Genomic DNA, 23,414 nt, shown 5'->3' on the forward strand with positions numbered 1-23,414 from the left:
GCGATTAGGAAAGTCGCCATAGCGATTTCCGTAACGAGAGGAGACTGTTTCACAGTCCCTATCGTTAATCGAATTGAGCTTGTACAAATGCTAGAGCACCTTTTCCATCACGAGTTAATTTGATGTATTGAGCGCCTTCTGTTTTCGCAAGTTTAATATCGAGTTTATCCGTTTCTGCTTTCATATCTTCAAAGTTTGAAGCAACTTGAGGGGCAAGGATAACCAAATCAAACTCTGGCAACATTTCACGGTGAGCACCATAACCACCTGCTGCTGCTTTCACAGGGACATTGTATTCTGCAGCTGCCTTGTTCAAAGCATTCGCAAGAAGTCCACTTGTCCCTCCACCAGCACAGAGAACGAGGACATTTGTTTCTTCAGTGATGGTATTTTGTGCTGCTTCTACACCAGCTTTTTCAAGAATAGCATCTGCTTTTGCAGTGTTGAAATTTGCAGCAACTTTTTCTTTCAATTCATCATTAGATTTACCTGAACGCTCTTCTTCAAGAATTTGTTCATCATATACTTTAAGGAATGGGTAGTAAATGACTACGTCAACCACGATTAGAAGGGTAGCAAGAATGAATGATAGAACTTGGAAGTTAGTTCCAAGAACTAGACCTAGTGGAGCTGGAGTTGTCCATGGTAAATTAGCAGTGAATGAGTTCATTCCAAGAGTCTCAATAAAGAATTTAAAGATCCATACGTTTGCGATTGGAGCAAAGATAAATGGAATGAAGAAGATTGGGTTCAATACAAGTGGTGCACCAAACAAGATTGGTTCATTTACACCGAAGAAGGTAGGAACTACTGAAGCACGTCCGATTGCACGGTTACGTTTTGATTTTGTTAACCACATGAACATGAATGGAACAACCAGTGTCGCACCAGTACCACCCATGGTAACGATAAACATTTGTGTACCAGAAGTAAGAATCTTGTCAGCATGCATCCCTTGTTGGAGAAGGTTCAAGTTGACTTCGGCATTGGCATAGGTAATAGCTGCGATAGCTGGTTCAACGATAGATGGACCATGAATCCCAACAAACCAGAAGAAGGCAAAAGCACCAAAGATAATGGTAATACCAAGATAGCCATCAGCTGCAGAGAATAACGGTGCAAAGAATTTACCGATTGATTCAGCCACACTTGCACCAACAAAATGACGTGCTAGTAAATCAAGAGCATAAAGAGAAACAACAGATAGAGTGAATGGAATCACATCTTTAAAGACTTGTGAGATATTTGGTGGAACTTCGTCAGGCATACGAATAGTGACGTTGTTCTTAACACAAACCTTATAGATGGCTACAGTAACAAAGGCAGCAAGGAAGGCTGAAAGCAAACCTTTTGTCCCCAAGAATCCAGTAGCTAGACCATTTTCGATAGGGTCAGCTGCCAACATCAACAAACCAACAATTGCTGCCAACAATGTTGACATATAGTTGATTTGATTTGTCTTCTCCATGCTACGGTTTACTGAGTCGGTCAATGACTTAGCTGTTGTACCAGCTACCAACAAAGCCAAGATACCCATTGAATAGCTGTAAGGTTTCATGAGGAGATTAACAACATCATCAGACCATTTAAAGCCCCATGAGTTTGGTACAAAGGCAATCAAGATAAAGATACTTGAGAATAGAATGACTGGCATTCCTGCGATAAATCCATCACGAATAGCACGAAGATAGATATTTCGAGATAGTTTTTCAAAGAAAGGCTTTCCTTTCTCGATATAGGCAATTAACTTATTCATTATTTAGCTCCTCTTTTATAAAGTTCAATTAAATGATGCATCAAATCTTTTAGCAAGATTGTTGTCATCAGGTGATCTTGACCATGCATCATGGTCACGCTATAGGCTAAATCTTCACCTGCAGCTTCCTTTGTTAACAAGCTTGTTTGGGCGTGGTGAGCCTCTGCAATGCAAGAACCAGCTTCCTCGACTAAGCTATCTGCTTTCGCAAAATCACCAGCTTCAGCAGCCTTCAAGGCTTCCAATAGTTTTGAACGAGCATCGCCAGCATAGGCTACGATTTCAAAACCTAACAATGTTACTTCTTCTCTATTCATGATAGAATTCTCCTTATGTAGTTTTAATTAAATTTTTATGACAATAAACGTTGGATATGTAGAACTAGATAAACTCGTTCACTTTTATACAAATCAAGACCCGTATGTTGCGTAATCACATCATAGATTTTGGAACCAATCTCGAACGCTTTTGGATAGGATTGCTTGATATGGTCTTCCATATCCAGAAGTGATTGGTTATCGTCTCTAGATCTGTCTAAATAATCCAAGAAATAATTCAAATGGATCATAAAGCGATCATAGAAATGGTTATTCTCATTGGTTCGTTGAATTGCATATTCCGTTAAAACTTCTTCAACATTCCTGAGAATTTCTTTTCTCTTATCAATCGACTCCACAAGTTTCACTTCATTTTCACCTTCAGCATTAATGAAATGATAAGCAATCCGAATAATTTCGTCCTCAGGAAAATAATCTGCTAGCTTCTGACGGTAAATTTCAAAAGCTTCATTTGCGATTTGAAAAGCGACAGGATACTTAGCGGAAATATCTGGCAGATTACTATCCTTGTACCTTCCTTGCGCTAGAGCTTGGTAAGAACAGTAAATATGATCTGTCAAGGTTACGTAGAGATACTCTTGAATCGGATAATGATATTTCTTTGATAGTTTATCAATGATTTCATAGGTCACTGTGATAAAATCAAGCGGAACATCTTTGAGGAGAGCCATAAAGTTTTCTCTGGACTCTTCGGTCTTCATCCGAAAGATTTTCTCAACCTGATTTTCAGCAATCAAATCTCCCTTCTTCTTTCCAAATGCAATCCCCTTACCAATCACAATCACTTCTTCTCCTTTATCATTTCTGACAAGCGAGACATTGTGATTCATTGGATTTAGAATTCGATACATGTCAACCTCCTTTTATATCTTAAAGGAATATTAGTACAAAAAATGACCACAAATGAACTAGAAAATCAGCCGATTTCTAATTCACCTGTGATCATGCCTAATATTACTTAGTAACACTCACCTTGTATTAACTTGTGATTTAAGTATAGCACAAGTAAGTTATTTTGTAAACCTTTACATACAACTTTTTTAAAAATTTTTTAGACTCATGTTCTTAACCTAGGAGGACTTTCTTACACGCGTTCTTTCCATGAAGTCGCTGTTGTTTGAAGAACTTTATTCAACTCGTCAATGTTTTCAAATCCAGTTGTGCGAAGCCATTCGCGAGCTGCTGCTTCACCATCTTTGATGTAAGCTTCAACTGATCCAGCCCATGTAGCACGGCCACAAAGAACTCCGTTAAAGTTTGCACCTGATTCATGAGCAAATACAAGAGTATCTTGGAAAAGTTTAGCTGATACACCAGCACTCAAGTAGATGTATGGCAAGTTAGTTGCTTCATCTTGTGCTTTGAAGAAGGCTACTGCTTCTTCACGTGTATAAACTACTTCACCTTCAGCGAAGCCTTCAACATATTTAATGTTAACAGGAACTTCAACTTTCAAGACATCAATGTTAAAGCGTGGGTCTGAGAAGACTTTCATAGCACCGATAACTTTGTGTGGTTTTACTTTCGCGTATTCTACAGAACCTGCGTCAGCAATTTTTTCATCGTAAGCAAGGATTTCAAGGAAGAATGGGATATCTTCAGCCACACATTCAGAACCGATACGTTCGATGTAAGCTTGTTTTTCTTGGTTGAGTTCGTCTGAGCTATCTACATCGTAGTAAAGCAAGAACTTAACTGCATCTGCACCTTCTTCTTTAATACGTTTTGCAGACCAAACATCCAAGCAGTCTGGCAAGCGTTTTGTGCTTGTTGTGTCATAACCTGTTTTTTCATAAGCAAGGAGAAGACCAGCTTTTTCATCAAGAGCTTTAGTTGCTGGAAGTCCATACTCAGGGTCAAGAAGCATTGATGATGCGTATTTAGTCAATTCATCTGCTACCAAGACCTTAAGTTCTTCCATTTGAGCCACAGTTGGTTCTTCTGTTTGGTGTTGAGCCATGAGGCGTTTCAAAGCACCACGTTGGTCAAATGCAAGAGCTGAGATGATACCATTTTCATCAGAAAGTTTTTCTAAGCGTGCACGTTTTTGTTCTGTTAAAGCCATTTTATACCTCTTTTACTATTAATTGATCATATAGAGCTTGATAGTTGGCCATGTTGACATGACCAGTCATTTTTTCTTGAGCATTGAGCATACCAAGGACATTTGCCTTGATGAGTAATTCTGAATCCGATTCTTTATGAAGTAGCCCTGAAGAAATCCCTGCCACAGTAGAGTCTCCAGATCCGACAGGATTTACCACCTGAATTCTAGGAATATCTACCTTGTAGAAAGTGTCACCATGTTTGGCAAAAGCACCGTTGGCACCAAGTGAAACGATAATCCATTCAATACCTGCAAACAAAGGTTCTTGAAGGACTTCTTTTAATTCATCCAAATCCTCAGAAACTTCTCTTCCTAGAAGCTGGGACAATTCCTCATTATTTGGTTTGATGACTGTTGGTTTATGTGGTGATTCAAGAATCGCCTGAAGAGCTGCACCAGAACAGTCCAAGACTACAGGTTTACCAGCTTGATTAGCAAGTTCTACCAAGCTCGCATAGTAATCAACTGGAAGGCCAGCTGGCAGACTGCCTGAGATAGCTACTACTTCAACTGACTCCAAGAGTTTTTTGAAATGTTCCAAAAAGTCTTGACCTTCTTGTTCCAATACTACAGGACCTTTTTCAAGAACTTCTGTTTGGTTGTCACCGTGGAGAATAGCAATACAGTTACGAGTTTCTCCCTGAATAGAAAAGAAATCTTTCTTTACTTGATCATCGATATTTTCAACCAAAAACTCACCAAGTTTGCCACCCACTAAACCAGTAGCAAGAACAGAATCCCCAAATTCTGAAAGTACTCGGGTAACATTGAGTCCCTTACCACCAGCCGTTTTGGTTACATCCACCACACGATTGACAGTATCAATCTTCAACTCATCCAAGGGATAGGAAATATCAATGGATGGGTTCATTGTGACTGTTAAAATCATAGGTCACCTCTTAGTCGTGGTATTCTCCGCGATCCCATTTTTCAAGGAATTCAGTGAAGAAGTTTGCGTCTGTTTGTTGAGCATTGTGACTTTCAAGGTGTTCAATTTTCGCAATCAATTTCTTGTTTTCTTCAGATGATTTGTATTCAGCATGGATGAAAGCTTCGATGATATCACACATGAGCAATTCACCTGTAATCTTACCACCAAAACCAATAACGTTGGCGTTCAATTGTTCTTTAGCATAAAGGGCTGTTGTCATATCACGAACCAAGGCAGAACGGACACCTGGAACTTTATTCACAGCGTTGTTGATACCAACACCAGTACCACAAATACATACCCCAAGATCAGCTTGACCGCTAGTTACAGCTTCCCCTACTTTTTTACCAAAGATTGGGTAGTGAGTACGTGTATGGTCATATGTACCAAAGTCAATGACTTCATATCCTTTTGATTTCAAAAATTCTGAAACCGCCATTTTTTCATCTGTTACGATGTGGTCACATCCAATTGCAATTCTCATTTTTAACTTACCTTTCTTACTGTAATCTAATTAGCACATTTTGTTCAACATATCGACACGAATTTGGTGACGTCCACCATCGTATTTACCGTTAACAAATCCTTTAGCGATGTTTTTAGCCAATTCATCACCGACAAGTTGTGCACCCATAGTGATCATACGTGAGTTGTTGTGGCCACGAGTCATATAGGCTGAACGTTCGTCAGATACTTCTGCAGCAACCATTCCTTTGATCTTAGTTGCGACCATAAATGGACCAGCTCCATAAGCATCAATCACGATACCAAGGTTTTGTTCTTCTTTGTTTACTTCTGCAGCAACAGCAAGAGTCACATCAACAAAGTCTTGACCTTCAGCTGTAACATCCACAACGTGGAAGTTTTCTTTTTCCAAGAAGTCTTTCACAACTTCTTTCAATCTCAAACCTGCAGCATCTGCACCGATAACAATAGACATATTGTATACTCCTTTTATTTTTCTAGGCTAGTAAAACCTTTTATAGTTAACAGTTTACCTACAAAAGCTTTCTAGCAGTTTATTGACAAATTAGATTGAATGAGATGAATGACACCTTATTCAAGTTTAGGAAATCAGTTTCCTAGAAATAATTCTTCTCCACAAAAGAGAATATAACAAGTGATTATTTGTTTGTTACAAACATCATTTGTTGCTTACAAACATAATATACTCCTATTTCCGGAAAAAGTCAACAGTTAGTGTTTGTTTTTGTGTTTTTTTAACTAAAAAATTTCGATGTCAAAACCAATTTGATCTACTTGACCAGGTTCTAGGAGGCGAACATTCTTCTTATCTTCTAGATGATCTCCTTCTTCAAGAGATGTTGACAAGCCAGACCATGGTTCAAAAGCAATGAAAGGACCCTTATTCAAAGTTGACCAGATAATGAGATTTGGAAACTCTGCAAAGTGCACTTTCAATCCCTTATCATGTTTACGAGAACGAAGGGCAATTGTTCTAGATTGCAATTCATCTAAGGTGACTGCATCAGTGCTGAAAAGATCATAGCTGAGGTCTAATTCTTTTTGACCTTCTAGCCATGGACTTCTATCTTGAAAATCCAGCATACCTGTTTCTGGGAAAGGACGTGGAACAGAGCAAGTCTCTTCTTTCTCAAACTCTAGATAATAATCTTCATAGACTTCATCATCCAGTAGAGGACAATTAAATCCTGGATGTCCACCAATAAAGTAAGGCATGACCTTGCTAGTTTCTTTATTGAAAATCTTGTATTGAGTTCGTACTGTCTTGCCAGTAAGGCTATAAGTGATTTCTAGGCGGAAATAATAAGGGTAGTTCTGATAGCTATTCTCATCGTCTTCAATTGCAAAAGTTACACTATTATCTGTCTGTTCAACTAATTCAAATTCTTTCTTACGAACCAAACCATGACGAGGAATCTTTCCTTTGCTTTCTTGCCCCTTCTCATCTATATAGAGGGCTGTATCCTCTCTCAAAGAACCACAAATGGGGAAGAGAACAGGAGCTTGTCCACTCCAATAAGTGGCATCCCCTTGCCACAAATACTCCAGTCCCTCAGTATCTTTTATAGAAGAAAGAGCCCCACCAAAACTGTTAAATTCAACTCTTAATTGTTCTGATTTTAATTCAATCACTGTTATTTACCTCCAAATTTTAATACTTCGGAAAAAAGCTAGGCTGTCACTCCCAATTAGGAAATTGACAACCTAGCTTTTACAATTTACATTTTATAGGAGCGCATTATTTTGCTTTTGCTGCGTACTCTTCGTTACGTTTGATCATTTGTTTTCTGTACCAAGCAAAGATACCGATATAGAATACAAGGAAGACTACAGCACCAAGGATTGCTTTGATATCACCAGTTGTAGTGTTACCAATTGTCCAACCAAGAAGTTTTTCGATTGGTCCTTCAAGAGTTGAGTGAGTAATCAATTGAGTTTGACTCACACCTGCTGGGAAGGCACCTACACCTTTAGCAAGTTCTGTCGCAAATGGTGCAATAAGGGTACCTGAAAGAAGGAAGAGTGGCAACAAGAGTGTTCCGAAGATAATCATACGGAGCAATTTACCACGAGTTACAACCAAGAGAGCTGGAGTAACACCCATAGCGATGATACCTGCAAGTGGCAAGATACCATTTCCGACTTTTGAAAGAAGCACAGCTTCGATCAACATGATTGGTGCAAGTACGTTGGCACAAGCCCAGATTTCAGCACGACCAGCGATGAATGGCCAGTCAAGACCGATATTAAATTTACGTCCTTGAAGACGTTTAGTAGCAACGTTTGTAATACCTTGTGAAAGTGGTTCTACGGCAGCGATGAACCATGAACCGATAAGTGAGAAGAGTTCCAAAGATACACCAGCTGTCAAACCAAGAGACAACCATCCTTTGATAACAAGACGCCATTTATCTGCATCTGCAACACCTTCAATTGGATGTGGAGTTCCCATGATACCGATTACAATACCAAGAATGAAACCGATGAAGAATTTAGATCCCCAAAAACCGATTTTCTTGTTCAATTTAGCAGCATCAAAGTCATATTTATCAAGACCTGGGAAGAATTTTTCAAAAATCTTATCCAAAACCATGATAACTGGGTTCATCATGTAGTTCATGTGAGTTGATGTCATTGGTGATGAACTTGGAGCGTTAAGAAGGTCATCAAATGTAGGTTTCATCAAGTCAGAGTTGATAATTTTCAACACACCAACAAGTACGATAGCTGCTGTAGCAATAAAGAGTGAAACCCCTTGGCTCACACCATTGTTGTCAGCATACCATTTAATCAAAAGACCTGTGATGGACAAGTGCCAGATATCGAAGATATCAACGTCAAGTGTATCTGTTTTCTTCATAGCAAGCATCACTACGTTGACAATCAACATGATGAGCAAGAAGTAAAGTGTCCAAGCAGATCCCCAAGTGATTGTTGCAAGTGGTGCCCAACCAACGTCGGTAATACTCAATTGAATACCAGTATTTTCAACGAATTTTGCAAGCGATGCTGAGAAAGCACCATTTAGCATACCGATGATGGCACCGATACCTGTAAGAGCGATGGCAAGTTTAATACCACCTTCAAGCGCTTTGGAGAATTTCACTCCAAAAAGTAAAGCCAATACTGTCAAAATGATTAACATGATGACAGGTCCACCCATATCTAAGATAGGTGTGAAAAATTCTTTGATTAGGCCAAAGATTGCATCCATAACAGTTCCTCCCTTTTTATGTTATATGAATGTTAACAAATTGATAATTAACTTAATCCGTGTTCTTTGATAGCTGCTTCAATATTGTCAAATACTGGAGCACTCATAGCTGGGATACGGAATAAAATTGGTCCAGCTTCGATAACTGGAATACCTGGATCAAAACCAAGGTCTGTCGCAGCAATTGGTGTAAAGATGTCATAACCTTTGATAAGGTCTTCGTTAACATCTTTGACCATAACTGCATCACAGTGAACATCGTAGCCACGGTTTGAAAGTTCTTCTTCAAGAGCACTTTTAATTTGGTGGCTTGAGTTAACACCTGCACCGCAGGCAGCAAGAATTTTAATCATATGGATTTCCTCCAATTTAATATTTTTAATAGACAAGATTAAGCAATTGCTTCAGCGATATAAGCATAGAGGGCTTCTGGTTCAGAAATTTTTGATAGGTCTTCAAGATGACCATTTCCAGTAAAAAAGGCCATCAACTGAGCAAGAATGTTTGTTTGACTTGAACTTGAGTTATTAATGATAAAGAAGAGTAAAGATACTTCTACTTCCTTATCTGGCGCAATCATGTTGTGGAAAGTCACAGGTTTATCTAATCGAACGACCACAACTTTTTCAGCTAGATTATGAACAATATCTGTATGAGGAATAGCCACATTCGGCAAATCCTTACCCAAAAATTCCATATCTAAGCCAGTTGGAAATGACTTTTCACGCGTGATCAAGGCTTCACGATAGGTTGGAGTCACGATTTCTCGTTCTTCCAATAAAGTAGCAACCTGATCAAAGAGATGTTCTTGATTATCCGCTTCTAAGCAAAACACAAGGTTTTTGTCAAAGAAATGATCTAATCCCATAAGGTTTTCCCTTCTTTCCATTAACTTTATGCTATAAGTATAACACTATATGAAACCGTTGTCAACGATTTTATGTTGTTTTTTGTCTCTTTTTTTATATTTTTGTTGTTTTTATAGTTTCTTGTTAAAAAACAAACACATAAACAAACATTTCAAACATTTTTTCTGTTCTAGAAATAAAAAAAGCAGACCATTTAAGCCTACTTTACTATTGATTCTTATATAAATTTCCTATGAAGAAGGAAAGGTATTTCTGATAACTTACTCTTCATCCATGCTCAAGACGCTGAGGAAGGCTTCTTGTGGGACTTCAACTGATCCGATAGCTTTCATACGTTTCTTACCAGCTTTTTGTTTTTCAAGGAGTTTGCGTTTACGAGAAACGTCACCACCATAACATTTAGCAAGTACGTTCTTACGAAGGGCTTTAATATCAGTACGAGCGACAATCTTGTGTCCAATAGCCGCTTGGATGGGAACTTCAAATTGTTGACGAGGAATGATTTTCTTGAGCTTGTCAACGATGAGTTTTCCGCGTTCATAAGCAAAGTCCTTGTGAACGATGAAGCTGAGGGCATCCACCTTGTCTCCATTGAGAAGGATATCCATTTTGACCAGCTTAGATGGGCGGTACTCTGACAATTCGTAGTCAAAACTTGCATAACCACGTGTCGAAGACTTAAGCTTATCAAAGAAGTCAAAGACGATTTCAGCAAGTGGAATTTGATAGATAACATTAACTCGATTATCATCGATATAATCCATAGTCACAAAGTCCCCTCGCTTACGCTGAGCCAATTCCATTACTGCTCCGACAAACTCCTGCGGCACCATGATTTGCGCTTTAACATAAGGTTCTTCAATGGTCGCAATCTTAGTTGGGTCTGGGAACTCAGATGGGTTAGACACATCCATAGACTCGCCGTCGGTCAAGTTGACCTTATAAATAACAGACGGAGCTGTCATGATGAGGTCGATGTTGAACTCACGTTCCAAACGTTCTTGGATAACATCCATATGAAGAAGTCCAAGGAAACCACAACGGAAACCAAATCCAAGTGCCTGAGATGTTTCTGGTTCAAATTGGAGACTAGCATCATTCAGTTGCAATTTTTCAAGGGCTTCACGCAGATCATTGTACTTGTTTGACTCGATAGGATAGAGACCCGCAAAGACCATAGGATTCATCTGCTTGTAACCATGTAATGGCTCAGCCGCAGGATTGGTTGCCAAGGTAACGGTATCACCCACACGAGTGTCCTGAACCGTCTTGATAGAAGCTGCAATATAACCAACGTCACCAGTCGCAAGGAAATCACGACCAACTGCCTTGGGTGTAAAGATACCGACTTCCGTAACATCAAAAGTCTTGCCATTGCTCATAAGCTGAATCTTATCTCCAGGTTTAACCACCCCATCCATGACACGCACTTGGAGAATAACCCCACGGTAAGCATCATAAACAGAGTCGAAAATTAAGGCTTTAAGCGGTGCTGTCACATCACCCGTTGGTGCTGGAACTTTTTCTACAATTTGCTCGAGGATTTCTTCAATACCGATACCAGCCTTGGCAGAAGCCAAAACTGCTTCACTGGCATCCAAACCAATGACATCTTCAATCTCTGTACGCACGCGCTCAGGGTCTGCAGCCGGCAGGTCAATCTTGTTAATGACTGGCATGATTTCCAAATCATTGTCCAAGGCCAGATAAACGTTGGCAAGGGTTTGAGCCTCAATTCCTTGAGCAGCATCAACCACCAAAATCGCTCCCTCACAGGCAGCTAGCGAACGGGAAACTTCATAGGTGAAGTCTACGTGCCCCGGCGTGTCAATCAAGTGGAAAATATAAGTTTCGCCATCTTTTGCAGTATAATTCAGCTCAATGGCATTTAACTTAATGGTAATCCCACGTTCTCGCTCTAGATCCATGCTATCCAAAAGCTGAGCCTGCATTTCACGACTTGAAACCGTCTCAGTTTTTTCCAAAATGCGGTCTGCTAGAGTCGACTTTCCATGGTCAATATGGGCGATAATAGAGAAGTTACGGATCTTCTCCTGTCGTTTTTTCAATTCTTCTAAGTTCATGATTCTCTTCCTTTCAGGGTATCTATTTATTATAAATTGTTTTTGACATTTTGACAAGACTATACCCTGCTAGGAGTACTAATCTTCAGCGACAAAGCCGTCATTTTCGATAAAGTGGTGTTCTGTCATTCCTTGATCTGTAAAGACAATCCCATGAAGGACACCACCATAAACAGCTCCTCCATCCATTCCAATCTTGCCATCTTCTGTAGTCCAAAGCTCAGCAGTACCACGCTCTTGCTTTAACAAACCATAGACCGGTGTATGGCCAAAGACAATGATTTTTCCAGTATGATTTTCTGCTTCGTGGAATGGTTTTCTAAGCCAGACTTTTTTATAATCTGTGGTTTCATGCCAGTCATCCAAGGTTAAATCAATACCTGCGTGAACAAAGATATACTTATCTGTCTCTACCACAAAAGGCATTTGACGAATAAATTCGACCAAATCTGCTGCTTCAGTAGCAACACGCTTGGCATCTTCTACTCCATCAACTGGTGCATCCAAGGGACGACCTAGGATAGAATTAATAGTTGTATCTCCACCATTTCGACGATAATGGTCATAGCTTTCTTCTGGGTTATCGAGCCAAGTCAAAAACATATACTCGTGGTTTCCTGACAAACAGATTGCCCCTTGATTGTCCACTAAGTCCTTGACCATTTCAAGGACACGGCGACTATCTTCACCACGGTCAATCAAGTCCCCTAGAAAGAGCAACTGGCTCTGACCATCCCATGTTTTGAGAAGGTCTTCCAGCATCCCAGCTTTTCCGTGAACATCTCCAATTACATAATAGTCTGTCATCTTATCTCTCCCTGTTTCTCAACAATTCTCTGGCTTGCGTCAGGGCTGCTTCCGTCACATCATCACCTGCCAACATCTTGGCAACTTCCTCCACTCGCTCTTCAACCGTCAAGAGACGAACAGTCGAAACTGTTGAATGGTCATTGCTAATCTTCTCAATAAAGAATTGATAATCCGCAATCGCAATCACTTGTGGCAAGTGGGAGATAGCTAGAACCTGACCATGTTGGCCAATCTTGTGAATCTTCTGCGCAATGGCCTGAGCTACACGACCTGAAACTCCTGTATCCACCTCATCAAAGACAATACTAGTCTTACCCTCTTTACGAGAAAAGGCAGACTTAATAGCTAGCATGAGACGAGATAATTCCCCACCAGATGCAACCTTAACCAAGGGTTTAAAGTCTTCACCAGGGTTGGTTGAAATATAAAACTCGACCATTTCATTTCCCTCACGACTGAATTTGCCCTTGCTAAAACGAACCTGAAACTGGGCTTTTTCCATATAAAGGTCCTGCAGTTCTTGTTTAATCTCAGATTCTAATTGCTGAGCCAAATCATGACGAGCAGATGCAAGCTGGCCTGCCAAATCAACAAGATTGACTTCCAATTTCTTAAGCTCTGCTTCCATGTCCTCAGACGAAAGGTTATTGCCTGTCAATAGATTGTATTCTTCCGTAATCTTGGCAAAATAAAGCAAGACATCGTCTACAGTCCCACCATACTTGCGGGTAATGGTATGAAGGAGGTCCAAACGATTCTCAACCTGCATGAGACGATTGCCGTCAAAATCAAGGTCCTCAATGATTGCTTCCAAACGTTTGCTTATATCTTCTAAGACATAGTAGGTCTCAGACAGAGAGCTTGAAATTTCACGGTATTCAGGATCATACTCTTCGACACTTTCCATGTCATTCATGGCTGAACGAACATTGGCCAGACTCGAGAACTCTTCATTGTCCAACATACTGTAGGCATTGGTCAACGTATCCGCAATATTTTTATGGTTAAGGAGCTTCTCTCGATCTTGATTGAGAGTCAAGTCTTCACCTGCTTGCAAGTTTGCTGCCTCAATCTCTGCCATTTGAAATTCCAACATTTCGATACGTGCCTTATGTTCTTGTTGGTTTTTCTTGACTTCCAGAACCTGCTTACGCATTTTACGGTAGGCATCAAAACTTGTTTGATAGGTTTCTTTTAAGTCCCAAAAGGCTGTATCACCGAATTCATCCAACATTTGAATATGAAGTTGAGGGCGCATTAACTCTTCTTGGTCATGCTGACCATGAATATCCACAAGATGTTGCCCAATAGCACGCAAAACAGACAGATTAACCATCTGGCCATTGACACGACTAATACTCCGACCATTTTGCAAGATTTCTCGACGGATGATAATCTCATCCCCAAATTCCAAACCTTGCTCATCAAAAATTTCCTGCAAAAGGCGACTATTCTCAACTGAGAAAAGCCCCTCAATCTCTGCCTTTGGCGCACCATGACGAATAACATCTGTCGTCGCACGAGCTCCCAACATCATATTCATGGCATCAATGATAATCGACTTCCCTGCACCCGTTTCACCAGTCAGGACAGTCATTCCCTTTTCAAAATTGAGGGAAATAGCCTCAATAATGGCAAAGTTTTTTATCGAAATTTCAAGTAACATATAGACCTACCAATTTTTTACTTGTTCAAAGATTTCCTCAGCTAGACTTTCACTTCTGGCAATGACTAAAATCGAGCTATCATCAGCTAAACAGCTAAAAATCTTGTCCGCAAAAGTCTCGGTTAACTGAGCTTTTACAAAAGCTGTATTTCCAGGGATAACTTGGAGATTGATCATCTTGTCCATCAATTCTGCCGATTCGATATTGTCTTCAGCTAGTTGCAAACTTTTTACGATTGATTTTGGCAATTCATAGACATAGGTGTTGTCTCTCAAAGGAATTTTGACAATACCTAGTTCTTTGATATCTCGTGATACCGTTGCCTGAGTAGCAGTGATTCCTGCTTCTTTCAAATGTTCTACAATTTCTTCTTGCGTGCCGATTTGATAATCTGTCACAAATCGTCTAATTTTTTCAAGTCTCTCTTTTTTATTCATTTTTAAATTGACTATGCGCCCTCTCTACTACTTCTTCAATCTCAGCAAGAACCTGATTGCTTTCTGACTCTTCTTTTTTCAAATACGCTAAAAACTCAATATTTCCATGTCCGCCTTGGATGGGAGAAAAGTCCAAACCAAGGACTGAAAAGCCTTCCTCTACTGCCATAGCTGTGACAGATTCAAGGACATTCTGGTGAACCTTGGCATCTCGAATAATACCATTTTTCCCAATCTGCTCACGTCCTGCCTCAAACTGGGGCTTAACCAAAGCCACGACCTGACCTTGTTCAGCCAAGACACGATGCAAGGCCGGAATAATCAGACTGAGGGAAATAAAACTCACGTCAATGCTGGCAAAACTCGGTTCCTGCTCGAAATCAGTCTTTTCAGCATAGCGGAAATTGAACTGCTCCATGCTGACAACTCGTGGGTCTTGGCGTAATTTCCAAGCCAACTGATTGGTACCAACATCGACTGCAAAGACCAACTCGGCACCATTCTGTAGCATAACATCGGTAAAACCTCCAGTAGAAGCACCAATATCAATCGTTGTTGCCCCTTCTACTGTCAAATCAAAGACCTGCAAGGCCTTTTCCAGTTTTAAACCACCACGGCTAACATACTTGAGTTTCTCCCCCTTGAGTTTCAGCTCGGTGTCATCTGGGATTTTCTCTCCTGGTTTATCAAACCGTTCTCCATTCAGAACTGCTACGACTAGTCCAGCCATCACACCACGCTTGGCCTGTTCTCGCGTTTCAAACAAGCCCTGTTTATAAGCTAGTACATCCACTCTTTCCTTAGCCATTGATTCTCAAACTTTCTACTACTTTTACAATCGACTCTGTTTCAAAGGGAACCTGCTGGGCAATTTCTTCTAATTTGGCATTAGCTTGATCCAAAGTCTGGTTACAAAAGGCAATAGCCTCTTCCAAGCCCAACAAGGCAGGATAGGTTGACTTTTCTGCCTGCAGATCCTTTTGTGGTGTCTTGCCAATTTCTTCAAAACTAGCTGTCACATCTAGCACATCATCTCGAACTTGAAAAGCAAGACCAATCAATGCACCAACAGTTTTCAGTTTTGCCTGTATTTCAGGAGCCAATTCAGCTATGATGGCAGCCGCTTGAAAGGGATAGGCTAGTAATTTTCCAGTCTTATTAGCATGAATAGTCTGGAGTTCTTCCAAAGACAAGTACTGGTGTTCGCCCTCCATATCCAAAACCTGTCCTGCTACCATGCCCAGACTTCCTGAAGCAAGAGATAGGTTGGCAATCAAGTCTACCTTTATCTGACTTGGCAAATCTGCCTGCGCTATTAAGGCGTAAGGATCTAGGAACAAGGCATCTCCAGCCAAAATAGCCATCGCTTCGCCAAATTTCTTGTGATTGGTCAATCGTCCCCGACGGTAATCATCATCATCCATGGCAGGAAGATCATCGTGAATCAAGCTCCCTGTATGAATCATTTCCAAGGCCGCAGCCACCTGTGCATGTGCTGGTTTAATAGCCACCTGCAAGGCTTCCAGAACTCCTAACAGAAGAAAAGGCCGAATACGCTTGCCACCAGCATGAATGGAATAGAGAACAGACTCTCGCAAACTAGAGGCAAACTGCTGGTCTCCATAAAAATCTTCCAAAGCCAACTCGACAAGAGCTAATTTTTCTTGCTTCTTCATTCAAAATCACTTTCTGTTCCGTCTTCTTGCATAACCTTGACCAAGGTCTTTTCAGCCTTGTCCAGCGTCGCTTGGAGCTCTTTTGACAAGACCATGCCCTTTTGAAAGGCAGCAATCGCATCTTCCAGAGCAATTTCACCATTTTCCAAACTTTGGACAATGGTCTCCAGTTCTGCTAGATTTTCCTCAAATTTCTTTTGTTTTGACATCTTTAACCTCTAATTCTACTCGACCATCTCGCATCAAAAGCGTCACTTGGTCTTTTTTCTTCAAACTCTCAACCGAATCCACAACGGACTCTTCTTTTTTGACAATAGCATAGCCACGCGCCACGATTCGACTGGTATCCAACATCAGCAAGGCTTCTGAAAGTCGCTTCACTTCAGCAACCTTGGCATCATAAACCAGTGCCATCTGGCTACGGAGGAGCTTATCCAACTGACCAAGACGATCTTGATAGCGTTGGATTTTGGTTATAGGTGATAATTGTACCAATTGATGCGTCCTTGCTTGGACCAATTGCTTGTTATCAGAAATCCGTGTTCGCAAACTTTGTTTTAAGCGCAGTTGCAGTTGATCCAAGCGTTGCAAATAACCGTCATACAAGCGCTCTGGCTGTCTAAAGATAACAGACTGACTGCATTTTTTCAAAGCTTCTTGTTTCTTCGATAGGATATTTCGGACTGCTGTTGCCATCCGTTTTTCCTGATTTTGCAAATGAGCTAATAGATCCAACTTGGTCACAGGTGTTGCCAGTTCAGCAGCTGCTGTCGGTGTGGCAGCGCGGCGATCTGCCACAAAATCTGCCAAGGTCACATCCGTCTCATGCCCCACACTAGAGATAACTGGTAAACGAGATTCAAAAATCGCTCGTACCACAATTTCTTCGTTAAAAGCCCAGAGATCCTCGATGGAACCACCACCACGACCAATAATCAGCAAATCCAAATCGTCCCGTTCATTAGCACGCGCAATATTTCGAGCAATTTCCTCCGCAGCCCCTTCACCTTGCACCTTGGTCGGATATAGGAGAATGTCGACACCTGGAAAGCGTCTGCTGACGGTCGTGATAATATCTCGAATAACAGCTCCACTACGGCTAGTTACCACACCAATTCTCTTAGAAAATTGGGGCAGAGTTTGCTTGAAGCGTTCTTGAAACAGGCCTTCTTCTGTCAATTTTTTCTTGAGTTGTTCAAACTGAATCGCAAGTGCCCCAACCCCATCAGGCTCAGCCTTTTCAATGATGATGGAGTAGCTACCGCTCGGTTCATAGACCTGCACACGCCCAATCACATTGATTTTCATTCCTTCTTCTAGGTCGAAGCCTAATTTTTGATAAATCCCAGACCAGATGGTCGCTTGAATAACTGCATGGTCATCTTTTAGGGAGAAATATTGGTGAGTAGGTCGTTTACGAAAGTTGGAAACTTGACCAGTTAAATAGACCCGTTCCAAGTAAGGGTCTTTATCGAATTTCATTTTCAGATACTTGGTCAAAGTTGTTACCGATAAATACTTTTCCATCTTCACCTACTATTCATTTTCTTGCTTTTCCATGGGTATTATTATACCAAAAATATGCCTAAAAATCTCCATTTATGTACCATTATGAGAGAAAAATAGAAAAAGGAGGCAAGGCCTCCACATCTGATTATTTGCTATTTCGAGCTTCTTCCAAAATCTTTTCAATCTTGGTCGTCAACAAGTCGATAGCCACTGTATTGCTAACCCCTTCAGGAATGACGATATCAGCATAACGCTTAGTCGGTTCGATAAACTGATGGTACATGGGCTTGACAACGCCTAAATACTGGTCAATAACGCTATCAAGGCTACGGCCACGCTCCTCCATATCACGCTTGATACGACGAATAATGCGCACATCGTCATCCGTATCCACAAAAATCTTGATATCCATCAAATCGCGCAGGCGCTTGTCCTCCAAGACCAAAATCCCCTCAACGATAAAGACATCTTGAGGCTCCTGACGATAAGTCTTGCTACTCCGTGTATGCTCTGTATAGTCATAAGTCGGGATGTCCACCGGACGCCCTGCCAACAATTCCTTAATCTGCTCAATCATCAAGTCTGTATCAAAGGCAAAAGGATGGTCGTAGTTGGTTTTGACACGCTCTTCAAAGGTCAAGTGAGACTGATCCTTGTAGTATGAATCATGCTCAATCATGGAAATCTTTTCATCAGGGAAATGCGATAAAATGGCTCTTGAAACACTGGTCTTACCACCACCAGAACCACCTGTCACTCCTATAATGATTGGTCTATTTTGCATGCTATCCTCCGTTTTTTTATCCGTCGTCTATTCTATCACATTTTTTACAAAATTTATAGTATGATTTTGGATAGTCTAGGGAAATCAATTCCATTCCCACACCCCAGTTAGACTAGCTAAAAACCTTTCTTGGCTTGTAGAGATTGCCTCGTTTTTCTAGAATAGCTAGTAATGTATCGCCTTCAAAGGCAGCCAGTTCTTTGTCCGTTTGGTCTAGCTCAATAAAACGACCAAAGCGCACTTCTGTAGCCTCTTCTGGACTTAGGAAAACTTTGACAAGGTCACCTGTCCCAATCTCTAAAGGATGGAGAAAATCCAGCTGACCAGCCTCCACTTTTGCAGCAATTTCTTCCAAGCTAAGAGCATCTTCTAGCTGCAAACCGGCTGCACTAGTCCGTGTCAGATGTGACATATGAGCCGCATAACCAAGCTTCTCTCCCAAGTCAACCGATAAGGTACGAATATAGGTTCCCTTGCTACATTTTACACGAAAAGTGAATCGTGCGAGGTGATCCTCATAAGAAATCGGACTTGTTCGCTCAAATTGATAAATGGTCACCTGACGTTCTGGACGCTCCACTTCCTGACCTGCACGTGCATACTCATAGAGCTTACGACCATTGACCTTTACAGCCGAATACATAGGTGGAATCTGGATAATAGGCCCAGTCAAGCTAGCAATCGCTTCATCGACAAGCTTTTCATCCAAGTGCGACAAAACAGGTGTCTCTGCGACCACTTCCCCACTGGCATCCTCAGTCGTCGTGGAATAGCCCAGAGTGATTTCCCCCTCATAGACCTTGCCCTCATCCTGCATAAACTCGACCATGCGGGTCGCCTTGCCAACCGCAATGGGCAAAACGCCCACCACATCCGGATCCAAAGTCCCACCATGACCAATCTTCTTGGTTCCCAAAATCTTACGCAGTTTAAAAACCGCATCATGCGAGGTCATCCCCGCTTCTTTTTTTAAGTTGATAATACCGTTCATATTTGCTTTCTCACTCCCCCTTCAGCGCTTCAAACTTAGCTTTCATGGTTGGATTTTTCCGGGTCAATTTTTTGACGGAAACGTCTTCCAATTTATTATTAGCTAGACGGAGTTGGTTTTCAGATGTTGTCAGGAATTTTTTGACCTCTTCCATGCGTTTAATGGCCTTGTCGATTTCATCAATAGCTTTACCAAAATTAGTTGAAGCAGAGTTGTAGTTCTTGGCAAAGGCTAGTTTAAAGGCATCCAAATCTTCCTCAAAATGAGTGATGTCAATATTTTGCTCACGCACCAAAGCCAACTCTTGCTTGTATTTTAGTGAATTAAGAGCCGCATTACGCAAGAGCCCAATCAATTGGATAAAGAATTGAGGACGAACCACATACATCTTTTCATACTCGTGACTGACGTCAACAATCCCTGTGTTAAAGTAGTCGTTATCAGCCTCAAGCATAGTCACCAAAACCGCATACTCACAGTTCTTCTCCCGACGGTCCTTGTCCAATTCCTTGTAAAAATCTGCATTCTTGTGCTTCTTCTCTGTTCCATCTGCTTCATTTTTCATCTCAAACATGATGGAAATAATTTCGACCCCATTTTCATCACTCTCACGGAAGATAAAGTCCCCCTTAGACCCACGCGCAGAGACCTTGTTATCCTTCTCAAAGTAAGCATTTGGAAAGGCAAAACTACGGACCTTGTTAAACTCACTCTCTGCATACTGTTCCAGACTTTCCCCGATGGCCTTGGTAGATTGTTGGGCTTTGAAATTCTTATAGAACTCGACTTGTTCACTAGCTGCTTTAAGCTGGGCTTCATAGTTTTGCTTAACTGAAGCAAGAGAAAGCTCGTTTTCTTTTTCTTGTAATAGGAGCTGATTTTTAACCTGGTCTCGTTCTTTTTCTAGGTCAGAAAGGGTCTTCTGTAGTTGATTTTCATATTCCAAACGCAAGGTGGCCAGTTGGTTTTCCAAGGCCTGTACTTCCTTATCCTTAGCCAATAAGGCCTGATTGCTTGTCTGTTCAACCTCTTTCTTGGCCAATTCTTTTTCTGTATCAAAGTTTTGGATTTGACTCTGCAATTGCGCAATTTCTTGGTCTTTTTGAGCTAGTTTAGACTGTTGTTCATTCATGGCCTTTTGCTCAACCAAGGCCAGTTCCTGCTTCATGCGATCGTGCAGTTCCTTATCAAACTCTGCTGTTCTCACTTGGGATAAAAGTTCAGCATACTGACTTTCATTTACTGTAAAGACTTCCCCACAGTTGGGACATTTGATTTCGTTCATATCGTTCCTCTTTCTAGACTTCTGTAACCATTATATCATGCCTGAGGGAAAATCAAAAACAGTGAGTCAAAACCCACTGTTTATCTTCTTTTACTTTAAATTTTTTCCAAGGCCAAGCGCAAATCTTCAATCAAATCATCTACATTTTCAAGTCCTATTGACAAGCGGATTTGGTTTGGTGTGACTCCTGCTGCTTCCAGGTCTTTTTCTGACAATTGCCCGTGAGTGGTTGTTGCTGGATGAACAACCAGAGACTTAGCATCCGCTACGTTCGCGAGATCAGAGAAGATTTCCAAATTATCAATTACCTTGCGGGCTTCTGCCTCTCCACCTTTGACATGGAAGGTAAAGATTGAGCCCACACCTTTTGGCAAATATTTCTCAGCCAAAGCATGGTAAGGACTATCAGCAAGTTTTGGATAGTTGACTTTTTCTACCTTAGGATGGTTGATAAGGAAATCAACAATTTTCTCTGCATTTTGCACATGGCGTTCCACACGAAGTGAAAGGGTTTCAAGTCCTTGAAGCAAGAGGAAGGCATTAAATGGCGACAAGGCTGCACCTGTATCACGAAGCAATTGAACACGGACAGCAATAATAAAGGCTGCTGCACCCACATCACGAGTATAGCTCAAGTTATGATAACTTGGATCTTCCTCAACAAATTGAGGGAATTTCCCTGAAGCCTCCCAGTCAAAACGACCACTGTCAACAATCACTCCTCCAATAGTCGTACCATGCCCACCGATAAACTTAGTCGCAGAGTGAATGGCAATATCTACACCGTGAGAAAAGACGTTAATCAAATATGGTGTGGCAAAGGTATTATCCGAAACGAGTGGAATCTGGTGTCTATGCGCAATCTCAGCCAATTTTTCCAAGTCAGGAATGTTAATCAAAGGATTCCCCAAGGTTTCAATCAAGACAAGCTTGGTATTGTCTTTGATCGCTGCTTCTACCTCCTCCAAATTATCAACATCGACAAAGGTTGTTGTGATACCATAACGAGGAAGGGTTTCTTTCAAGAGATTAAAGGTTCCACCGTAAATAGTTGATGCTGCTACAACATGGTCACCAGCATGGGCAAGTGCCAAAATCGTATAAGTCACTGCAGCCATACCTGATGCTGTTGCAAGAGCTCCGACACCACCTTCGAGAGCTGCAATTCTTTCTTCAAAGGCAGCTGTTGTAGGATTGGTAATACGAGTATAAATGTTCCCTGGTTTCCTCAAGGCAAACAAATCGGCACCTTCCTGCGTGTCATCAAAAACAAAGGATGTAGTCTGATAAATCGGCACTGCACGAGACTTAGTTGCTGGATCAACTACTTGCCCAGCATGTAGTTGTAGAGTTTCAAATTTAAAATCACGAGTCATAAGGCGACCTCCATATAGTGTCATTAAAGATATTGTAGCACTATCGACCTATCTTGACTAATACCTCTTTTTTATATTTTGATATAAGGAATGGCTATTACTTCTTACAAAATCGAAAAAAGCACGAATCAATCGTGCTCATTTTCTTAATCTACATAAGTATCTTCATTTTTATTGAGGAAGGCATATGGAAGACCCATCAAGAGGCCTCCTCCGATAAAGTTTCCAATGAAGGTTACACCCCAGTGGCGAAGCATATTTCCAACACCGAAGTTGGCAATTGAGTCAGCAGCAACACTGAATTTCACAATCGCGAAAGAAGCAAAGTTCGCTGCAATGTGCTCGTTTGTTAAGAATACAAACATGTAAATTGCTGACAACACAAGCCAAAGTTTGGCACCACCATCTTTGACCAAAACAAATGACAGAATCGCAATATTTACGAAAATATTTGCCAAAATCGCCTCAAGCAAGATTAATTCATTTGAGCGGCCTAACTTCATCTCAACAACCCCTGATATGAAACTATCATGAGTCAGATTTGCATAGGCTGCCGAATGAGCAAAGCCCCAACCTGCTATCAAAGCCCCGATAAGGTTGAACAAGGTACAGTAAAGTAAAATCTCAGCTGTTTTTCTCCAAGAGATTTTTTTCAAGAAACTACCTGCAGTCAAGAACATCATGTTTGATGTTACCAACTCGGCATTCAAGAAAACAATGTAGGCCAATCCCCAAGCAAAGACAAAGGGGAAGAGGAAACGTCCACTACCTGGTGCGATTTTATTAATCAAGTCAGCCCCAACTGCACCAGCAGCTGTACTGAAGGTTAAAAATGCACCTGCGAACATAGAACGAATCGCATACTTAAATTTGCTTTGGCTATAAAGACTTTCTTTCTTCTTGCAAGCAAATTCAATCTTTGAGATAAATTCTGAAGAAACCATAATAAACTCCTAAAAATTTTTTACCTGATAATTATATCACAAACGTTAAAATTAAGGAAGCGTTTTCTGTATTTCATAAAAGTTTATTCTTATGAAAAGCTTAAAAAATCAGTGAAATCCAGGATTTCACTGATTTGTATTAATAAAATT

The 23,414-nt window shown here is 40.9% G+C and carries 24 protein-coding genes; all 24 read right to left on the bottom strand.

Translation table 11 applies throughout. The features are described from left to right. Positions 1 to 64 precede the first annotated feature (64 nt). Positions 65 to 1,756 (bottom strand): lactose-specific PTS transporter subunit EIIC, encoded by a 1,692-nt coding sequence (locus SMSK597_RS07440; protein WP_001037360.1) that lies wholly within the window; start codon positions 1,754 to 1,756, stop codon positions 65 to 67. Continuing rightward, positions 1,756 to 2,073 carry a PTS lactose/cellobiose transporter subunit IIA gene (locus SMSK597_RS07445; protein ID WP_001078322.1) on the bottom strand — a complete coding sequence of 106 codons (318 nt, stop codon included), beginning with the start codon at positions 2,071 to 2,073 and terminating at the stop codon, positions 1,756 to 1,758. Before SMSK597_RS07445 ends, SMSK597_RS07440 begins: the two co-directional genes overlap by 1 nt. 35 nt (positions 2,074 to 2,108) lie before the next feature. Beyond that, complete coding sequence (locus tag SMSK597_RS07450; protein ID WP_000285721.1) at positions 2,109 to 2,945, bottom strand: PRD domain-containing protein; 837 nt, start codon at positions 2,943 to 2,945, stop codon at positions 2,109 to 2,111. Positions 2,946 to 3,178: 233 nt separating this feature from the next. Then, positions 3,179 to 4,159, bottom strand: coding sequence for a tagatose-bisphosphate aldolase (lacD, locus tag SMSK597_RS07455; RefSeq protein WP_001229117.1), 981 nt, complete (start codon positions 4,157 to 4,159; stop codon positions 3,179 to 3,181). Between the two features lies 1 nt (position 4,160). Next, positions 4,161 to 5,090, bottom strand: a complete 930-nt coding sequence (locus tag SMSK597_RS07460) for a tagatose-6-phosphate kinase (RefSeq protein ID WP_000604292.1) — start codon at positions 5,088 to 5,090, stop codon at positions 4,161 to 4,163. 10 nt (positions 5,091 to 5,100) lie between these two features. Beyond that, positions 5,101 to 5,616 (bottom strand): galactose-6-phosphate isomerase subunit LacB, encoded by a 516-nt coding sequence (lacB, locus tag SMSK597_RS07465; RefSeq protein WP_001216919.1) that lies wholly within the window; start codon positions 5,614 to 5,616, stop codon positions 5,101 to 5,103. A 30-nt stretch (positions 5,617 to 5,646) separates the two neighbouring features. Next, positions 5,647 to 6,072 (bottom strand): galactose-6-phosphate isomerase subunit LacA, encoded by a 426-nt coding sequence (gene lacA / locus SMSK597_RS07470; RefSeq protein ID WP_000029277.1) that lies wholly within the window; start codon positions 6,070 to 6,072, stop codon positions 5,647 to 5,649. A gap of 284 nt (positions 6,073 to 6,356) precedes the next feature. Continuing rightward, positions 6,357 to 7,250 carry an aldose 1-epimerase family protein gene (locus tag SMSK597_RS12815; protein ID WP_000571438.1) on the bottom strand — a complete coding sequence of 298 codons (894 nt, stop codon included), beginning with the start codon at positions 7,248 to 7,250 and terminating at the stop codon, positions 6,357 to 6,359. Between the two features lie 106 nt (positions 7,251 to 7,356). Continuing rightward, a complete protein-coding gene (locus tag SMSK597_RS07480; protein WP_000338736.1) occupies positions 7,357 to 8,832 on the bottom strand; it encodes a PTS galactitol transporter subunit IIC in 1,476 nt (491 codons plus the stop codon). A gap of 47 nt (positions 8,833 to 8,879) precedes the next feature. Next, a complete protein-coding gene (locus tag SMSK597_RS07485; RefSeq protein WP_000590549.1) occupies positions 8,880 to 9,185 on the bottom strand; it encodes a PTS sugar transporter subunit IIB in 306 nt (101 codons plus the stop codon). Positions 9,186 to 9,223: 38 nt separating this feature from the next. After that, entirely contained in the window at positions 9,224 to 9,700 is a 477-nt protein-coding gene (locus tag SMSK597_RS07490) for a PTS sugar transporter subunit IIA (RefSeq protein WP_000521971.1), read from the bottom strand. A 261-nt stretch (positions 9,701 to 9,961) separates the two neighbouring features. Beyond that, on the bottom strand, positions 9,962 to 11,785 hold the full coding sequence (gene lepA, locus SMSK597_RS07495) for a translation elongation factor 4 (RefSeq protein WP_001047207.1): 1,824 nt from the start codon (positions 11,783 to 11,785) through the stop codon (positions 9,962 to 9,964). A gap of 78 nt (positions 11,786 to 11,863) precedes the next feature. Further along, on the bottom strand, positions 11,864 to 12,592 hold the full coding sequence (locus SMSK597_RS07500; RefSeq protein ID WP_000133336.1) for a metallophosphoesterase family protein: 729 nt from the start codon (positions 12,590 to 12,592) through the stop codon (positions 11,864 to 11,866). Position 12,593: 1 nt separating this feature from the next. Beyond that, positions 12,594 to 14,261: a DNA repair protein RecN gene (gene recN, locus SMSK597_RS07505; protein ID WP_000923566.1), complete on the bottom strand. Its 1,668-nt coding sequence runs from the start codon at positions 14,259 to 14,261 to the stop codon at positions 12,594 to 12,596. Between the two features lie 6 nt (positions 14,262 to 14,267). Beyond that, the gene (locus SMSK597_RS07510; RefSeq protein WP_001034401.1) at positions 14,268 to 14,699 is read right to left on the bottom strand and encodes an arginine repressor; all 432 of its coding nucleotides are present in this window, start codon (positions 14,697 to 14,699) and stop codon (positions 14,268 to 14,270) included. Continuing rightward, the gene (locus SMSK597_RS0102395; RefSeq protein WP_001041088.1) at positions 14,692 to 15,507 is read right to left on the bottom strand and encodes a TlyA family RNA methyltransferase; all 816 of its coding nucleotides are present in this window, start codon (positions 15,505 to 15,507) and stop codon (positions 14,692 to 14,694) included. Before SMSK597_RS0102395 ends, SMSK597_RS07510 begins: the two co-directional genes overlap by 8 nt. Beyond that, positions 15,500 to 16,375, bottom strand: coding sequence for a polyprenyl synthetase family protein (locus SMSK597_RS07515; RefSeq protein WP_000743788.1), 876 nt, complete (start codon positions 16,373 to 16,375; stop codon positions 15,500 to 15,502). Before SMSK597_RS07515 ends, SMSK597_RS0102395 begins: the two co-directional genes overlap by 8 nt. Next, positions 16,372 to 16,584, bottom strand: coding sequence for an exodeoxyribonuclease VII small subunit (locus SMSK597_RS0102400; protein ID WP_000043226.1), 213 nt, complete (start codon positions 16,582 to 16,584; stop codon positions 16,372 to 16,374). Before SMSK597_RS0102400 ends, SMSK597_RS07515 begins: the two co-directional genes overlap by 4 nt. After that, complete coding sequence (gene xseA / locus SMSK597_RS07520) at positions 16,562 to 17,902, bottom strand: exodeoxyribonuclease VII large subunit (protein WP_000417483.1); 1,341 nt, start codon at positions 17,900 to 17,902, stop codon at positions 16,562 to 16,564. Before xseA ends, SMSK597_RS0102400 begins: the two co-directional genes overlap by 23 nt. Positions 17,903 to 18,029: 127 nt before the next feature. Further along, positions 18,030 to 18,668 carry a uridine kinase gene (gene udk / locus SMSK597_RS07525; protein WP_001181377.1) on the bottom strand — a complete coding sequence of 213 codons (639 nt, stop codon included), beginning with the start codon at positions 18,666 to 18,668 and terminating at the stop codon, positions 18,030 to 18,032. Between the two features lie 112 nt (positions 18,669 to 18,780). Further along, positions 18,781 to 19,659 (bottom strand): tRNA pseudouridine(55) synthase TruB, encoded by an 879-nt coding sequence (gene truB / locus SMSK597_RS07530; RefSeq protein ID WP_001013268.1) that lies wholly within the window; start codon positions 19,657 to 19,659, stop codon positions 18,781 to 18,783. 10 nt (positions 19,660 to 19,669) lie between these two features. Next, positions 19,670 to 20,944: a DUF2130 domain-containing protein gene (locus SMSK597_RS07535; protein WP_001002622.1), complete on the bottom strand. Its 1,275-nt coding sequence runs from the start codon at positions 20,942 to 20,944 to the stop codon at positions 19,670 to 19,672. 95 nt (positions 20,945 to 21,039) lie between these two features. Further along, a complete protein-coding gene (locus SMSK597_RS07540) occupies positions 21,040 to 22,320 on the bottom strand; it encodes an O-acetylhomoserine aminocarboxypropyltransferase/cysteine synthase family protein (RefSeq protein ID WP_000196310.1) in 1,281 nt (426 codons plus the stop codon). A gap of 146 nt (positions 22,321 to 22,466) precedes the next feature. Next, a complete protein-coding gene (locus SMSK597_RS07545; RefSeq protein ID WP_000254781.1) occupies positions 22,467 to 23,264 on the bottom strand; it encodes a formate/nitrite transporter family protein in 798 nt (265 codons plus the stop codon). Positions 23,265 to 23,414 lie beyond the last annotated feature (150 nt).

Origin of the sequence: Streptococcus mitis SK597 (assembly GCF_000148545.1) — a bacterium.
In the GTDB taxonomy this organism is placed as follows: Bacteria; Bacillota; Bacilli; order Lactobacillales; family Streptococcaceae; genus Streptococcus; species Streptococcus mitis_C.

Bases quoted from the DNA above. Each gene is read 5' to 3' on its own strand.
- SMSK597_RS07515 (WP_000743788.1), bottom strand. From the start codon at position 16,375: ATGAAGAAGCAAGAAAAATTAGCTCTTGTCGAGTTGGCTTTGGAAGAT.
- SMSK597_RS07500 (WP_000133336.1), bottom strand. From the start codon at position 12,592: ATGACAGACTATTATGTAATTGGAGATGTTCACGGAAAAGCTGGGATG.
- SMSK597_RS07450 (WP_000285721.1), bottom strand. From the start codon at position 2,945: ATGTATCGAATTCTAAATCCAATGAATCACAATGTCTCGCTTGTCAGA.
- SMSK597_RS07545 (WP_000254781.1), bottom strand. From the start codon at position 23,264: ATGGTTTCTTCAGAATTTATCTCAAAGATTGAATTTGCTTGCAAGAAG.
- lacB (WP_001216919.1), bottom strand. From the start codon at position 5,616: ATGAGAATTGCAATTGGATGTGACCACATCGTAACAGATGAAAAAATG.
- SMSK597_RS07535 (WP_001002622.1), bottom strand. From the start codon at position 20,944: ATGAACGAAATCAAATGTCCCAACTGTGGGGAAGTCTTTACAGTAAAT.
- SMSK597_RS0102395 (WP_001041088.1), bottom strand. From the start codon at position 15,507: ATGGCTAAGGAAAGAGTGGATGTACTAGCTTATAAACAGGGCTTGTTT.
- lacD (WP_001229117.1), bottom strand. From the start codon at position 4,159: ATGGCTTTAACAGAACAAAAACGTGCACGCTTAGAAAAACTTTCTGAT.
- SMSK597_RS07510 (WP_001034401.1), bottom strand. From the start codon at position 14,699: ATGAATAAAAAAGAGAGACTTGAAAAAATTAGACGATTTGTGACAGAT.
- udk (WP_001181377.1), bottom strand. From the start codon at position 18,668: ATGCAAAATAGACCAATCATTATAGGAGTGACAGGTGGTTCTGGTGGT.
- SMSK597_RS07440 (WP_001037360.1), bottom strand. From the start codon at position 1,756: ATGAATAAGTTAATTGCCTATATCGAGAAAGGAAAGCCTTTCTTTGAA.
- xseA (WP_000417483.1), bottom strand. From the start codon at position 17,902: ATGGAAAAGTATTTATCGGTAACAACTTTGACCAAGTATCTGAAAATG.
- lacA (WP_000029277.1), bottom strand. From the start codon at position 6,072: ATGTCTATTGTTATCGGTGCAGATGCTGCAGGTTTGAGATTGAAAGAA.
- SMSK597_RS07485 (WP_000590549.1), bottom strand. From the start codon at position 9,185: ATGATTAAAATTCTTGCTGCCTGCGGTGCAGGTGTTAACTCAAGCCAC.
- SMSK597_RS07460 (WP_000604292.1), bottom strand. From the start codon at position 5,090: ATGATTTTAACAGTCACAATGAACCCATCCATTGATATTTCCTATCCC.
- truB (WP_001013268.1), bottom strand. From the start codon at position 19,659: ATGAACGGTATTATCAACTTAAAAAAAGAAGCGGGGATGACCTCGCAT.
- SMSK597_RS0102400 (WP_000043226.1), bottom strand. From the start codon at position 16,584: ATGTCAAAACAAAAGAAATTTGAGGAAAATCTAGCAGAACTGGAGACC.
- SMSK597_RS07490 (WP_000521971.1), bottom strand. From the start codon at position 9,700: ATGGGATTAGATCATTTCTTTGACAAAAACCTTGTGTTTTGCTTAGAA.
- SMSK597_RS07445 (WP_001078322.1), bottom strand. From the start codon at position 2,073: ATGAATAGAGAAGAAGTAACATTGTTAGGTTTTGAAATCGTAGCCTAT.
- SMSK597_RS07540 (WP_000196310.1), bottom strand. From the start codon at position 22,320: ATGACTCGTGATTTTAAATTTGAAACTCTACAACTACATGCTGGGCAA.
- SMSK597_RS07480 (WP_000338736.1), bottom strand. From the start codon at position 8,832: ATGGATGCAATCTTTGGCCTAATCAAAGAATTTTTCACACCTATCTTA.
- recN (WP_000923566.1), bottom strand. From the start codon at position 14,261: ATGTTACTTGAAATTTCGATAAAAAACTTTGCCATTATTGAGGCTATT.
- lepA (WP_001047207.1), bottom strand. From the start codon at position 11,785: ATGAACTTAGAAGAATTGAAAAAACGACAGGAGAAGATCCGTAACTTC.